Below are 15,331 nucleotides of genomic sequence, written 5' to 3' on the forward strand. Positions count from 1 at the left end.
GATAAAAAAGAAATAGATTTTTGGCTTTATTTCTTCTGAAAAAAGATGAATATAGCAATTCCTACAAACACAACTATTTGCAACCATTTTAGTACTAATCCGGTATTTTTATTCTGTTTTAAATACTCCGAAATAAATCCTGAAAGCACTGCGATTGCAGAAAATATAATTAAAGATGTGAGCATAAACAGTAAACCCAACACATAAAATTGCGTTACTGTTGATAAAGTATCAGAGAATAAAAACCCAGGAAAAAATGCCAAAAAGAATATAGACACTTTTGGGTTTAACACATTCATTATTACACCTTGCTTAAATAGTTGCCACAAACTTCTTTTTGGTGTGTTTTTAGTGGTTAAAGCAACTTCAGCATCACTTTGATATACTTTATAAGCCAAATACAATAAGTAAACAGCGCCTAAAATTTTAAGTATTAGAAAAAGTGTATCGTTATTTTTAATAATAGCAGACACACCAAAAGCAACCAATGTTGTGTGTACCAAACAACCAGAAATTAAACCTGCTACTGTTGCTAAACCATAATTACGACCATTAGTAATGCTTTGCATTAACACATAAATATTATCTGGTCCAGGCGATATGGCTAAAGCCGAAGTCGCTACAACAAACCCAAATAAGGTTTCGATAGTCATTTAATTTTGGTTTAGAATAGCTTGATTAATCTGCTTGATTAATCGTGGTCCTTCATAAATAAAACCAGTGTAAATCTGTACTAAATCTGCTCCAGCTTCTAGTTTTTCTAATGCATCTTCTGCACTGTGGATTCCTCCAACACCAATAATTGGGAAAGCTTTATTACTTTTTTCTGCTAGGTACTTAATCACTTTTGTAGATTTCTCTTTTATAGGTTGACCACTTAAACCGCCATTTCCGATAGCTTCCAAACGCTCTTGTGACGTTTTTAATCCCGTGCGATCTACAGATGTGTTAGTAGCAATAACTCCATCTAGTTTTGTTTCTTTGATGATTTCTATAATTTCATCTAACTGAATGGTATTTAAATCTGGAGCAATCTTAAGTAAAATTGGTTTTTTAGGTCTAGACTGCGCCCGACCTGACAATTCTTCGTTAGCTTTTTGCACTTCGCTAATCAGCTCTAACAAATAATCTTTATCGGTTAATTTAGCGTGACTTCCAACATTTGGACAACTTACATTAAGCACAAAATAATCAACATAAGGATGTAAACCTTTAAAACATTCTAGATAATCTCTGGTGTAATCTTCTGGTGCTGTATCGGTGTTTTTTCCAATATTTCCACCAATAATTAACTGTCCTTTATTTAGTTTTAATTGTGTAATTGCAGCTTCTAAACCTTCGTTATTAAAACCCATACGGTTTATAATTCCTTGGTCGTCTTTTAACCTAAATAAACGTTTTTTAGGATTTCCAGCTTGTCCTTTTGGCGTTACGGTACCTATTTCTATAAATCCAAAACCAAAGTTTGCTAATTCATTATACAGCACTGCATTTTTATCAAAACCTGCTGCTAATCCTACTGGATTTTTAAAGGTTAATCCAAAAAGGTTGCGTTGTAGTTGCTTATCTTCTACAACATATAAACGTCTAAATACCGAAGTCATTCCTGGTATTTTAGAGGTTAATTTAACAAGCTTAAATGTAAAATGATGAATTTTTTCAGGATCGAAACTAAAAAAAAACGGTCTTAGAAGGGATTTGTACATCGTGTAATGTTTGCACAAAAGTAGTGTGAAAAAATGTGATTTACAATTTATGTTGAAGCTCTTAACTGTTTTTAATAAAATTCGTCAGTTTGAGTGAATTTTTATGATTGAAATGAATAAAAATTTGTATCGAAAACAAGAATTTTAAATGTATTATTAGTTCTCGATAAAATTTCTTCGCACAACTTCGACTACGCTCAGTTGCCACTCAAAAATCACTCGAACTGACGTTTATTTAATTTTACCATTAAATGTACTACTGAAAATCTTGAATAATTGTACTTTTATACTTTCAAATAAAATAAACACTCAAAATATGATTTCAAAAGAAGACATCATCAAAAGATTTGTTAGCTACGTTACTGTAGATACCGAATCTGATCCAAATAGCGACACAACACCAAGTACCAAAAAACAATGGGATCTTGCCAATGCATTAGTGCAAGAATTACAACATATCGGTATGCAAGATGTAAGTATTGACCAAAACGCTTATATCATGGCGACATTACCAAGTAATGTGGATCATGACGTGCCAACTATTGGATTTATCTCGCATTTTGATACGTCGCCAGATTTTACTGGTGCAAATGTTAATCCGCAAATTGTAGAGCGTTATGATGGTAAAGATATTGTTTTAAACGAAGCTGAAAACATTGTTTTATCTCCTGATTATTTTGAAGATTTATTACTTTACAAAGGTCAAACCTTAATCACAACAGATGGTACAACCCTTTTAGGTGCTGATGATAAAGCTGGTATTTGCGAAATTATTTCTGCAATGGAATACCTAATTAAAAATCCTCAAATCAAACACGGAACCATTAAAGTTGGATTTACTCCAGATGAAGAAATTGGTCGTGGCGCACATAAATTTGATGTCGAAAAGTTTGGTGCGGATTGGGCTTACACCATGGATGGAAGTCAAATTGGTGAGTTAGAATACGAAAATTTTAACGCTGCTGGTGTTGTAGTTAAAGTGAAAGGAAAAATTGTACATCCTGGTTATGCTAAAGGAAAAATGGTTAACTCTATGTACATTGCAACAGAGTTTATCAACTCGTTACCAAGACTAGAAACACCTGAACATACAGAAGGTTACCAAGGATTTTTTCATTTATATTCTGTAAAAGGTGAAGTTGAAGAAACCGTACTAGAGTATATTATTCGTGATCACGACAAAGAGCATTTTGAAGCTAGAAAAGAAGTGATGCAAAAGCTTACCGACGAGCTTAACCAACAATACGAACGAGAAGTAGTAACGATTGAAATTAAGGATCAATACTTCAACATGAAAGAAAAAGTAGAACCTGTAATGCATATTGTTGATATTGCTGAAGAAGCTATGAAACAATTAGACATTAAACCTTTAATAAAAGCAATTCGTGGTGGAACAGATGGATCACAATTAAGTTATATGGGCCTACCTTGTCCTAATATTTTTGCTGGCGGACATAATTTTCATGGACGTTATGAGTATGTTCCTGTAGAAAGTATGATAAAAGCAACAGAAGTGATTTGCAAAATTGCTGAGTTGACCGCTGAAAAGTATAAGTAATAAAAAAACAATGTCTAAAACACTTTTTATAATCTTTTCGTTTTGGTTTACACTTCCTGTGTTTTCTCAATTTAAGGATAAAAACTTCTTTTCTCATAAAAATGATAAAGAGATTATTGAAAGTGTTTTAGATAGTTTAAAAAATCCCAAATCTCTTGAAAGTTTATTCTTAAAAAGTAATAATGAGAATTATAAATCTTTAGGTTTTAATTATAAGATATATTCTTCTGTCATCTATAGAAGAAAACTTGTTATAACATGTGATTTTCTTTATTTAAAAGATTCTTTAATTAGTTACGTTTTAAAACCAAAATTACCAAATAGTAAAAGGCTTCAAAAAAAACACTTAAAGTTTTACAATAACACTTTTGAAGTTACAGAAGATAACACAATAAAACCTCTGTTTTATAATTATGAAACGTTTTACAAGCCTTTAAAATATTATAAAGGCAAACGGATTTCTAACCCTGAAATAGACCATTTTATGTCTACAGAATCAGGTTTGTATTATGGAGAAGTTGTTGGTATTTATGCTGTTCCAATAGAAAACTGGAAATTATTACTCGATTTAGAAGACCAATTAACTAGTGATGTTATCCTTCAACTTTTATATAGTAAAAACCCTGTTAGTAGACTTAATACCATTAAATATTATTATTTAAATTCAGAAAAATTTACAGATAAAAGAGACGAAATTGAAAATACAATAAACTGGACTAGTCTTAGAGGAGATACATTAATTAATTCTGTTTATGGTTGTTTTCCAGAGCACTCATATTTAAGAATTATAGCTAAACAATTAGAAGAAAATTATATAAAACAAAAAACCTCACAAGACTAATCCCGTGAGGTTTTTTTTATTTTGAGTTTGTAAGCTAAAGTTTACTTAGCATTTACTAATTCTACATCAAAAATAAGAGTCGCATTTGGAGGAATAACGCCACCAGCACCTTGCGCACCATAAGCTAAATCACTTGGTATTACAAAACGTGCTTTATCACCAACGTTTAATAACAAAATACCTTCGTCCCAACCTGGTATAACTTGTCCTACTCCAACTTGAAAGTCTATTGGTTGGTTACGCTTGTAAGAACTATCAAATACAGTTCCGTCTGCTAATTGTCCTTTATAGTGTACAGAAACTTGATTTCCTTTTTCGGCTTTTTTACCACTTCCTTTTTGTATGATTTGGTAACGTAAACCACTTTTAGTTTCATCAAAACCTGCTGCTAATTTATCTAACTCAGCACGCTTTGCTTCACGTTCTTCAGCAATACGTTTTTCTCTAGCGCCTTCAAATACTCTAAAAGCTTCAATAGCGTTAAAGTTTTTTGCTGCATCACCTTCTCTTACAATCTCTAAAGATTCAATAACATCTCCTTGTTGGATAGCATCTACTACATCTTGTCCTTCTACAACTTTTCCAAAAACGGTATGCTTACCGTCTAACCAATCTGTTGCAACGTGAGTGATAAAAAACTGACTACCATTTGTTCCTGGTCCTGCATTTGCCATACTTAAAACTCCTGGCCCATCATGTTTTAAATCTGGATGAATTTCGTCATCAAATTTATAACCTGGATTACCTGTACCTGTACCTTGAGGACAACCACCTTGAATCATAAAATCACTAATTACTCTGTGAAATTTTAACCCATCGTAATAAGGTGTTCCTTGTGGCTTTGCAGAGTTTTCCATATTCCCTTCTGCTAAAGCTACAAAGTTACCTACTGTTCCTGGTGTTTTTTCAAATTCTAAATTAACAAGAATTGCTCCTTTTGAAGTATTAAATTTTGCGTATAAACCGTCTTGCATTGTCATATTTTTTTAATGAATTGCAAAGATACGTAATGATTTAAGATTTACTAATTTGGAATTACTTTTTTGAAATGAATTAATGCTTTCTATTTAGACACGAATTTCACGAATTGACACTAATTCTATTCAGAACACTAAGATGTATTGATAAAGCTTTGTAGTTTACTTCTTTTAAGTAATAAACACATAATTACAAATTACTAACTAATAATTTTGTTGAAGTTAAAAAGTTCTCGATACATTTTACTCGTTCCTCGTAAAACACTCGAACTGACACAACATTTAAACTTAAACCTTAAGTCACCACTAACCGCTAACTGCTAACTAAAAAAACTAATTAGCGACTTCACTAATAAATTTTATTCGGTATAAACGCAATTCTTCGTCGTCGTAATCGCCATCAAATTCGTCTAAAGCTACATCTATCTTATCGGTTTCAGTTTCCATAAAATAGTCGTGTAGTTCTTCTTGCTGGTCTTCATCTAAAATTTCATCTATCCAATAATCGATATTTAATTTGGTTCCAGAATAGACAATAGCTTCCATTTCTTTTATAAATGCTGGCATTTCCATGCCTTTTGCAGACGCTATATCTGTTAATGGTAGCTTTCTATCTACATTTTGAATAATGTATAATTTTATTCCAGAATTACTTCCTGTAGATTTTACAATCATATCATCTGGTCTTATGATATCATTATCTTCTACATATTTGGAGATAAGTTTTACAAAATCTTTACCGTATTTTTTTGCTTTACCTTCGCCAACACCATGCACGTTAGATAATTCTTCTATAGAAATCGGGTATTTAAGTGCCATGTCTTCTAAAGAAGGATCTTGAAAAATAACAAATGGTGGTACACCTAATTTTTTAGCGTTTGTTTTACGCAGGTCTTTAAGCATTTTCATTAATTGCTCATCTACTACTGCTCCACTTCCTTTAGATGCTGTTATAACATTATCTGTGTTATCTTCACTAAAATCATGGTCCTTTGTCATCATAAAAGATGTTGGGTTACTTAAAAAGTTTTTTCCTTCATCTGTAAGTTTTATAACACCATAGGTTTCGATATCTTTTTTTAGTAATCCAGCGACTAGCATTTGTCGTGTTAATGCCATCCAGTAACTTTTTTCTTTGTCTTTTCCTACACCAAAGAAAGGTTGTGTATCTGTTTTATGAGAATTAATTAAGGCATTAGATTTACCGACTATAACATTTACAAGTTCTTTAGACTTGTACTTTGCATTTGTTTTACTTACAACATCTAATATAATAGCGACATTGTCTTTTGCTTCTTCTTTTTCTTTTGGATGACGCATGTTATCATCCATATCGCCTCCTTCTCCTGTTTCGTTATCAAATTCTTCTCCAAAATAATGAAGAATGAATTTTCTTCTAGACATAGATGTTTCTGCAAAAGCAACTACTTCTTGTAACAATGCATGACCAATTTCTTGCTCTGCTACTGGTTTACCAGACATAAACTTTTCTAATTTTTCTATGTCTTTATAAGAATAATAAGCCAAGCAATGTCCTTCGCCGCCATCTCTTCCAGCTCGACCTGTTTCTTGATAATAGCTTTCTATACTTTTTGGTATATCATGGTGAATTACAAAACGTACGTCTGGTTTATCTATTCCCATACCAAATGCTATTGTTGCTACCACTACATCAATATCTTCCATTAAAAACATATCTTGGTGAGACGCTCTTTTTTTAGCATCTAAACCTGCGTGATAAGGTACAGCCTTTATACCATTAACTTGTAGTACTTGTGCCAATTCTTCAACACGTTTTCTACTTAAACAGTAAACAATACCAGATTTACCTTCATGTTGTTTGATAAATCTAATGATGTCTGAATCTACATTTTTGGTTTTTGGGCGTATTTCGTAATATAAATTAGGTCTATTAAAAGATGCTTTAAAAGTATTAGCATCTGTCATCCCTAAGTTTTTAAGAATATCTTCTTGCACCTTAGGTGTTGCTGTTGCTGTTAGACCTATAATAGGTATATTATCGCCTATACGTTTTATAATGTTTCTTAGGTTACGGTATTCTGGCCTAAAGTCGTGTCCCCATTCGCTAATACAATGGGCTTCATCAACTGCCATAAAAGATATTTTTACAGATCGTAAAAACTCTACATACTCATCCTTTGTTAAAGATTCTGGAGCTACATAAAGCAATTTAGTTACACCTTTGGTAATATCTGCTTTTACTTGTTTTACTTCCGTTTTATTTAATGAAGAATTTAAAACGTGTGCAATACCATTTTCATTAGAGACACCTCTTATGGCGTCTACTTGGTTTTTCATTAAAGCTATTAAAGGAGAAACTACTATTGCTGTACCTTCTTGCATTAATGCTGGTAGTTGGTAACATAAACTTTTACCGCCACCAGTAGGCATAATAACAAAGGTATTGTTTTGATCTAATATACTTTTTATTACTTGCTCTTGTAAGCCTTTAAACTCACCAAAGCCAAAATATTTTTTTAATGCTGCATGCAAATCACTTTTCACTATACGAACGATTTGAAATTTTATTAATTAGTTACATTTAACACATAAAACAGCAAAATAATTTAAGAGTTTAAATATTTCACTAATGAAATAATCCCTAAATTTGCTGCTTTAAAATTAAAGATACTAAAATCTTTATAAACCAAAAAAATAAAATACTTTGAAAAATAATGCCTCCATATTAAAGAGTGCTAAAGAGACCATAGAATTAGAAGGACAAGCCATACTAAATTTAAAATCTTTATTAGACGATGATTTTGTTAACGCTACCCAATTAATCTACAACTCTAAAGGTCGTGTTATTATAACAGGCATAGGTAAAAGTGCTATTATAGCTACTAAAATTGTTGCTACATTAAACTCTACTGGCACACCAGCTGTGTTTATGCACGCTGCAGATGCTATACATGGTGACTTAGGTTTAATTTTAGAAGATGATGTTGTGATCTGCATTTCTAAAAGCGGAAATACTCCTGAAATTAAAGTTTTAGTTCCACTTATTAAAAACGCTAAAAATAAAATGATTGCCTTAACTGGTAACAAAGATTCTTTTTTAGGACAACATGCAGATTACGTGTTAAATTCTTACGTACAAAAAGAAGCATGTCCTAATAATTTAGCACCAACAACAAGTACTACAGCTCAATTAGTTTTAGGTGATGCGTTGGCTGTTACGTTATTAGAATTACGCGGATTTACTAGCCGAGATTTTGCAAAATACCATCCTGGTGGCGCTTTAGGTAAAAAACTATACTTGCGCGTACTTGATATTTCTTCTGTAAACGAAAAACCTCAAGTTACGTTAAATACAAGCATTAGAGATGTTATTGTTGAAATTTCTGAAAAACGTCTTGGTGTTACAGCTGTTGTAGAAGACAAAAAAATTGTGGGCATCATAACAGATGGAGATTTAAGACGTATGCTTAGTAAAGTAGACGATTTTTCTTCGCTTACAGCAAAAGATATTATGAGCAGCAACCCAAAACGTATAGCAGAAGATGCTATGGCTATAGATGCTATGGAAGTACTTGAGGAGAATGGAATCTCTCAATTACTGGTTGAAAAAGATGGTTATTATGCTGGTGTTGTACATTTACACGATTTAATAAAAGAAGGTATTATATAATGGCAAAAAAGGATGTAAACGAGATGTCTTTTTTAGATCATCTTGAAGATTTAAGATGGCATCTTATACGTATTGTTGGTGCCGTTATACTTTGTGGCACAGTAGCTTTTATCTTTAAGGGATTTATTTTTGACAATATCATTTTTGCGCCTAAAAAAATGGAATTCCCTACCTACCAATGGTTATGCGCTCTTGCAAACTTGGTTAGTGTAGAAGACTCTACTTTTTGCGGAGAATCTTTCCCGTTTATCATCCAAAACAGGACGATGGCTGGTCAGTTTTCTGCACACATATGGACGTCTATTTATGCAGGCTTTATTATTGCTTTTCCTTATGTTATATATCAACTATGGAAGTTTATTAGTCCTGGACTTAATGATAATGAACGTAATACTTCAAGAGGATTTATTATAGTTTCATCTTTGTTATTCTTTTTAGGTGTTTTATTTGGATATTATGTAATAACACCTTTATCTATAAACTTTTTAGGAACATACACGGTAAGTGCAGAAGTATCTAACGAGATTGACATTTCATCTTACATAAGTTTAGTAAGAGCATCTGTAATTGCATCAGGAATTATTTTTGAACTACCTATTTTAATTTACTTTTTAACCAAATTAGGTTTAGTAACACCAGAAATTTTACGCAAATACCGAAAGTTTGCGCTGGTTATTGTTTTAATTATTTCAGCAGTAATCACTCCGCCAGATATAGCTAGTCAAATAATAGTAGCTATTCCGGTAATAATTTTATACGAAATTAGTATTCATATTTCTAGAATTGTATTAAAAAGAGAAAGAAAAAAAACCAAATCACATGTCAGATCTAGTTAAAGAATTTAATGATTACAGAGCCAAGATGAACGATAAAATTCTTGGTGATAACAACAAAATAATAAAACGTATTTTTAACTTAGACACCAATGCTTTTGCTGCAGGTGCATTAGACGTAAAAACTAAAGAGCTACTTGGTTTAGTTGCCTCTACAGTATTACGTTGTGACGATTGCGTAAAATACCATTTAGAGTCTTGTTATAAAGAAGGTGTAACAAAAGAAGAAGTAATGGAAACTTTAAGTATTGGTACACTAATTGGCGGTACAATAGTAATTCCTCACTTACGTCGTGCTTACGAGTATTGGGAAGAACTTGAAAACCAAAAGGGTTAAACTTTATATAAAATAAAAGTGACACTTTAATAGTTATATTGAAATGACTATTTTTAGCAAAATTAAATCAACAGATGAAGCTTAGAGCCGAACATTTAATGAAGTCCTACAACGGACGAAAAGTAGTAAAAGACGTATCCCTTGAAGTAAATCAAGGTGAAATTGTTGGGCTTTTAGGACCTAATGGTGCAGGTAAAACAACGTCTTTTTACATGATTGTTGGTTTAATTAAACCTAATGGCGGAAATATTTTTTTAGACAATACTAATATTACCAATTACCCAATGTACAAACGTGCTCAAAATGGTATTGGTTACTTAGCCCAAGAAGCTTCTGTATTTAGAAAATTAAGTATTGAAGAAAATATTTTAAGCGTATTACAGCTAACTAAACTTAGTAAAAAAGAACAATTAATGCGTATGGAAGCGTTAATTGAAGAGTTTAGTTTAGGTCACATACGTAAAAATCGTGGAGACTTATTATCTGGTGGAGAGCGACGTCGTACAGAAATTGCACGTGCATTAGCTACAAACCCAAGTTTTATTTTATTAGATGAGCCTTTTGCTGGTGTAGATCCTGTTGCTGTAGAAGACATACAACGTATTGTAGCACAGTTAACTAAAAAGAATATTGGTATCTTAATTACAGACCATAACGTACAAGAAACGTTAGCTATTACAGATCGTACATACCTAATGTTTGAAGGTAGTATACTTAAAGCTGGTGAACCAGAAGAATTAGCTAATGATGAAATGGTACGTAAAGTATACCTAGGTCAAAACTTCGAGTTACGTAAAAAGAAAATACGCGAGTAGGTTTTTTCAGTTGGCAGTTTTCAGTTGGCAGTACGCAGTAATCAGTCAGCAATACGCAGTAAAAATTAGCTTTAGCTTTTCTCGTTAATCCGAAAAAGTCATTACTAAATTAGTTTCTAATCAAACCTTACTATTTTAAGATAAGAATATAATGATGTAATTAAAATAATACTTATTAAAATAAAAGGTATTTCATTACCAACATTCAAACTATAAAAAAACAGATAAACTGAAGCACAAACGTATGTCAAAACTAATAAGTCATATTTAAATAGTTTTTTCCTGTTTATTTCTTCAAATTTTTCAATTATTTCTTCAAGCCTTCCTTTTTTGTAATAATAAAAGTGTGGTAGTACAAAAGTTATTATAAAAATAAAAAAAAATAAAATTTTAGTTTTTAATATCTCTTCATTTAAGAATGCTACAATCGTCAAAAGATTAAAATATAATAAAACAGTAATAGCACTTATTGTAGATTTTTTTGGCCACCAATTATTTGTAATTGATATGCTTTTATATATACTAAAGAAAATATAATTGAAAATTATCATCTAATCAGATAATTAATTTTCTTCTTTTTTATTCTCTACACTTGCCTTCTCTACTAACAATTTCTTTTGATAGCGTCCTTGTACAATATCTACAATAACTAAAACAGCGATAACAAAGTAGAATGTAGTATTACTCATTGGTGTAATTTCATTACCAAAAAATTTGATATGTGCTAGATGTCCTCCTTCTGTCACTAGCATTATACCAACTATAAAAAGGATAAATAAACCTAAAACTTCATACATTCTATTTTTAGATAAAAATGTTGAAATTCTATCTGCTAACAATAGCATTAATAAACCGCTACATACAATAGCAATTGCCATAATTATAAAAGCTGTTGTAGAGCTTTCAATATCACTAGTTAAGCCTATTGCTGCCAAAATAGAATCAAAAGAAAACACCAAATTCATAATAACAATACTAACAACTACTGCGTTAGCACTTTTAAAACCTTTGGTTTCTTTTTCTAAGGTTTCATGTATATCTGGTGTACCAATCATATGCCAAATTTCTTTAATAGCAGTATAAATTATAAATCCGCCACCTGCAAGAACAATTAAACTGTGACCGTTAAATGCAAAATCTACTACATTTTCTACACTTCCTGTTAAGAATGAAAATGGCTCTTTAAAAAAACCAATAATAGATACTAACACAAATAACAGCACTATTCTTAAAGCTATAGCGATTAAAATACCTACTTTTCTAACGCGCTTTTGAGAGTCTTTTGGTGCTTTTTTAGATTCTAAAGAGATGTAAAGTAAATTGTCAAAACCTAAAACTGCTTGTAACATTATAAGCATTAGAAGGGTAAAAATGTTTTCTAACATAATAGTTATTAATTGATAGTATTAAATAATGATAATAAAATGTAAAGTAAGATAACTAAAGGGATTGCTGCAAATTGTAAGACTATTAGTAATACAACACTAAGTATTAAAAAAATGTAACGCACAGCATTGGTTTTAAAACCGTAACTTTTAAATTTTAAGGCAAACAATTTAATTGGCGAATTCAATAAATAAGTACTTAACAAAGTTAAAACCACCAAAAACCAAGGGTTTAAAATAGTCGCATTTATCAAATCGTTGTTCTGAAATTCTAAAATTAAAGGTAAAGACAATACCAACAAAGCATTAGCTGGTGTTGGTAAACCTTTAAAATAGGTTTGTTGATCTTCGTCTATGTTAAAACGTGCTAATCTGTAGGCTGAAGACAACGTAATTAGTAACCCTAAAAAAGGCAAAAAGCTAACATTAACGCCAGACCAATATAAACTATCAGACCAATCATCAGTTATAGTTATTCCATTTGTATTAGTTGCTAATTCTAACAATTTATACATAATCAGACCTGGCACTAAACCACTAGTAACCATATCTGCTAAACTATCTAATTGTATTCCTAACTCACTTTGTACGTTTAATTTTCTTGCTAAAAGCCCATCAAAAAAATCAAAAAATATACCTAAAAAAACAAAAATTGCTGCTAATGTAAAGTGATTATTTACAACAAAAACCACAGCTATACTTCCACATAAAAGATTAAGAAGTGTGACAAAATTAGGAATAAAGGCTTTAATATTCATGCATTAGTTTTTTGTAAAAATAGTAAAGAATTTTGGTCTAAAACAACTTACAAACAATATACTATTAAAATTGAAGTTTAATATGTAGAAAAAATATAGCATCTTTGTAAAAAAAATTGAAATTGAGATTACTTTTAGCTTCTCTTATATTATTGGTGTTCATCCCATTAAACGCACAAACCACCCGTAAATATTCTAACGAATTTATGAATATAGGTGTAGATGCTGCTGCTTTGGGGCAAAGTAACGCTGTTGTAGCAAGATCTAACGATGTAAATGCCGGTTACTGGAATCCTGCTGGGTTAATCAATTTAGAAGACAATCAATTAGCTTTAATGCACTCTAGTTACTTTGCTAACATTGCAAATTATGACTATGCCGGTTTTGCTATGCCTTTAGATGATAATAGCGCTTTTGGAGTGTCTTTAATTAGATTTGCGGTAGACGACATTTTAGATACTACTCAGTTAATTGACGAGCAAGGTAATGTAAATTACGATCGTATAAGCCTCTTCTCTACTGCAGATTATGGATTAACTGTCTCTTATTCAAGAAACTTACCTATACAAGGTCTAAGTTATGGAGTAAATGCCAAAATTATACGCCGTATTATTGGAGATTTTGCTTCAAGTTGGGGCGTAGGTCTTGATGCTGCTATTCAATTTGAAACAGATAACAATTGGAAGTTTGGTGTTATGGCAAGAGACATCACAACAACCTACAACTCATGGTCAATTAACGAAGAAGAATTTGCCAAAGTACAGAATGCTGTTGAAGGTCAAAACCAAGAATTACCAGAAACTACCGAAATTACAATACCTAAACTACAAATTGGTGTTGCAAAACTATACCGCTTTCACTACGATTATACATTAGAAGCAGAAATAGATTTAAATGTAAGATTTGAACAAAATAATGATGTGATCTCTACCTCTTTTGCTAGCATTAACCCTGCATTTGGGTTTGAGTTTGGATATATTGACATGATATATCTTCGTGGCGGAATGGGTAATTTTCAAAATGAATTACAGATAGATAATTCAGAACAATTAACTTTCCAGCCTACTTTTGGAGTTGGGTTTAAATACAACGGTATTCAGGTAGATTATGCTTTTACAGATATTGGTGACCAAAGTGTAGCATTATATTCTAACGTATTTTCTTTAAAATTAGATTTTAGTATCTTTAGATAACCCTATCTTATGAAACTACTTTTACGCTTCCTTTTTCTAATTTGTGTTACAGTTGCTTTTTCACAAAAAAACATCCCTAACAACACACAAATTAGTGTATTAACCATTGGTCCTGGTAATAACCTTAATGATGCGTTTGGACATAGTGGTATTAGACTAAAAACAAGTTACAGCGATATTGTATACGACTTTGGTCGTTATAATTTTGAAGACCCAAACTTTTACCTCAACTTCGCTAGAGGAAAACTTAACTACTTACAAGGTAAAGCTAATTACAATAACTTAGTTAATTTTTACAAACAACAAAACAGAAGTATTAAAGAACAAATTCTTAATCTTTCTGCTGAAGAAAAGCAAAGCGTTTATACATTTTTAGAAACTAATTACGCAAAAAATCAAGGAGCTTATTTATATGATTTTTTCTATGATAATTGTGCTACAAAAATTAGAGATGTTATAGAAAATGCTACTAACGGAAATATTGACTACCAATTACCTGGTAATTACGAAGACAAAACCTTCCGCACATTAATTCAAGATGAATTGCATCCTAATACTTGGGGAAGCTTAGGAATAGATATTGCATTAGGAGCTATTATAGACCGAACCGCAACACCAAGAGAGCACATGTTTTTACCTAAAAACATACATTCATTTTACAGTAAGGCTACAATAAATAATATACAATTGGTTAGTAATAGTAAAATAATTATTAATTCTGATACTAAATTTAAAAACGGAACTTTTTTATTAAGTCCAATTTTTGTTTTAAGTCTTATTGCTATATTAATCATCTATATAACCTTTAACGATCATAAAAAACAGCGCAGAACAAAAGGGTTAGATGCTTTTATACAGTTAATTTTAGGTGTAATAGGTATACTTTTAACTTTACTATGGTTCGGTACAGATCATACCGCTACGGGTTACAACTATAACTTATTATGGGCTTTCCCTTTAAGTTTAGTTATGGTAATCCAAGCTTATAAAGCAAAACCAAAAAAATGGTTTATTGGATATATTAAGTTTTGTGTATTAATGCTATGCTTGCTTACTGTACATTGGATTAGTGGTGTACAACAATTTGCTCCAACTTTAATTCCGCTTTTAATTGCGCTATTCATACGATATATATTTCTATTGAAGTTTTTAAAGAAATAGTAGTTATCGATAAATTTTACTCTTACCTCGTAAAACACTCGAACTGACGAGAACTTTCAACTTTCAAACTTTCAACTTTGAACTCTTGAACTCTTGAACTTTTGAACTTTTGAAC

The 15,331-nt window shown here is 31.3% G+C and carries 14 protein-coding genes; 8 read left to right on the forward strand and 6 right to left on the reverse strand.

The window, feature by feature from the left end; all coding sequences use genetic code 11:
* Window positions 1-26 precede the first annotated feature (26 nt).
* Together FHS04_RS04985 and FHS04_RS04990 are read right to left on the reverse strand one after the other, a co-directional pair.
* A complete protein-coding gene (locus tag FHS04_RS04985) occupies window positions 27-653 on the reverse strand; it encodes a LysE family translocator (RefSeq protein ID WP_106679575.1) in 627 nt (208 codons plus the stop codon).
* The gene (locus tag FHS04_RS04990; protein ID WP_106679572.1) at window positions 654-1,706 is read right to left on the reverse strand and encodes a quinone-dependent dihydroorotate dehydrogenase; all 1,053 of its coding nucleotides are present in this window, start codon (window positions 1,704-1,706) and stop codon (window positions 654-656) included.
* Between the two features lie 316 nt (window positions 1,707-2,022).
* Here FHS04_RS04990 and pepT point away from each other — a divergent pair, with 316 nt between their 5' ends.
* Window positions 2,023-3,264, forward strand: coding sequence for a peptidase T (gene pepT / locus FHS04_RS04995; protein WP_106679569.1), 1,242 nt, complete (start codon window positions 2,023-2,025; stop codon window positions 3,262-3,264).
* 10 nt (window positions 3,265-3,274) lie between these two features.
* On the forward strand, window positions 3,275-4,105 hold the full coding sequence (locus tag FHS04_RS05000) for a hypothetical protein (protein ID WP_106679566.1): 831 nt from the start codon (window positions 3,275-3,277) through the stop codon (window positions 4,103-4,105).
* 41 nt (window positions 4,106-4,146) lie between these two features.
* Here FHS04_RS05000 and FHS04_RS05005 read toward each other — a convergent pair whose 3' ends face one another.
* Window positions 4,147-5,079: a peptidylprolyl isomerase gene (locus FHS04_RS05005; protein WP_106679682.1), complete on the reverse strand. Its 933-nt coding sequence runs from the start codon at window positions 5,077-5,079 to the stop codon at window positions 4,147-4,149.
* A 336-nt stretch (window positions 5,080-5,415) separates the two neighbouring features.
* Window positions 5,416-7,608 carry a DNA helicase RecQ gene (recQ, locus tag FHS04_RS05010; protein WP_106679563.1) on the reverse strand — a complete coding sequence of 731 codons (2,193 nt, stop codon included), beginning with the start codon at window positions 7,606-7,608 and terminating at the stop codon, window positions 5,416-5,418.
* A gap of 160 nt (window positions 7,609-7,768) precedes the next feature.
* Between recQ and FHS04_RS05015 the strand changes: the two genes are divergently transcribed.
* From FHS04_RS05015 to lptB, 4 genes are all read left to right on the forward strand, one after another.
* The gene (locus tag FHS04_RS05015) at window positions 7,769-8,734 is read left to right on the forward strand and encodes a KpsF/GutQ family sugar-phosphate isomerase (RefSeq protein ID WP_106679560.1); all 966 of its coding nucleotides are present in this window, start codon (window positions 7,769-7,771) and stop codon (window positions 8,732-8,734) included.
* Window positions 8,734-9,570: a twin-arginine translocase subunit TatC gene (gene tatC, locus FHS04_RS05020; protein WP_106679558.1), complete on the forward strand. Its 837-nt coding sequence runs from the start codon at window positions 8,734-8,736 to the stop codon at window positions 9,568-9,570. The genes FHS04_RS05015 and tatC overlap by 1 nt, the downstream gene beginning before the upstream one ends.
* Window positions 9,554-9,904 carry a carboxymuconolactone decarboxylase family protein gene (locus tag FHS04_RS05025; protein ID WP_027880017.1) on the forward strand — a complete coding sequence of 117 codons (351 nt, stop codon included), beginning with the start codon at window positions 9,554-9,556 and terminating at the stop codon, window positions 9,902-9,904. Before tatC ends, FHS04_RS05025 begins: the two co-directional genes overlap by 17 nt.
* A gap of 74 nt (window positions 9,905-9,978) precedes the next feature.
* Window positions 9,979-10,719: an LPS export ABC transporter ATP-binding protein gene (gene lptB, locus FHS04_RS05030; protein WP_027880018.1), complete on the forward strand. Its 741-nt coding sequence runs from the start codon at window positions 9,979-9,981 to the stop codon at window positions 10,717-10,719.
* Between the two features lie 563 nt (window positions 10,720-11,282).
* Here the strand turns inward: lptB and FHS04_RS05035 are convergent.
* Window positions 11,283-12,104 carry a TerC family protein gene (locus FHS04_RS05035; RefSeq protein ID WP_027880020.1) on the reverse strand — a complete coding sequence of 274 codons (822 nt, stop codon included), beginning with the start codon at window positions 12,102-12,104 and terminating at the stop codon, window positions 11,283-11,285.
* An 8-nt stretch (window positions 12,105-12,112) separates the two neighbouring features.
* Window positions 12,113-12,862, reverse strand: a complete 750-nt coding sequence (locus tag FHS04_RS05040) for a CDP-alcohol phosphatidyltransferase family protein (RefSeq protein WP_036227347.1) — start codon at window positions 12,860-12,862, stop codon at window positions 12,113-12,115.
* 122 nt (window positions 12,863-12,984) lie between these two features.
* Between FHS04_RS05040 and FHS04_RS05045 the strand changes: the two genes are divergently transcribed.
* Both FHS04_RS05045 and FHS04_RS05050 read left to right on the forward strand, forming a co-directional pair.
* Entirely contained in the window at window positions 12,985-14,055 is a 1,071-nt protein-coding gene (locus FHS04_RS05045; protein ID WP_106679554.1) for a putative type IX sorting system protein PorV2, read from the forward strand.
* Window positions 14,056-14,064: 9 nt separating this feature from the next.
* Window positions 14,065-15,216, forward strand: a complete 1,152-nt coding sequence (locus FHS04_RS05050; RefSeq protein ID WP_106679552.1) for a lipoprotein N-acyltransferase Lnb domain-containing protein — start codon at window positions 14,065-14,067, stop codon at window positions 15,214-15,216.
* Window positions 15,217-15,331: the final 115 nt, after the last annotated feature.

Source organism: Mesoflavibacter zeaxanthinifaciens subsp. sabulilitoris (assembly GCF_014191595.1).
Lineage (GTDB): Bacteria > Bacteroidota > Bacteroidia > Flavobacteriales > Flavobacteriaceae > Mesoflavibacter > Mesoflavibacter zeaxanthinifaciens.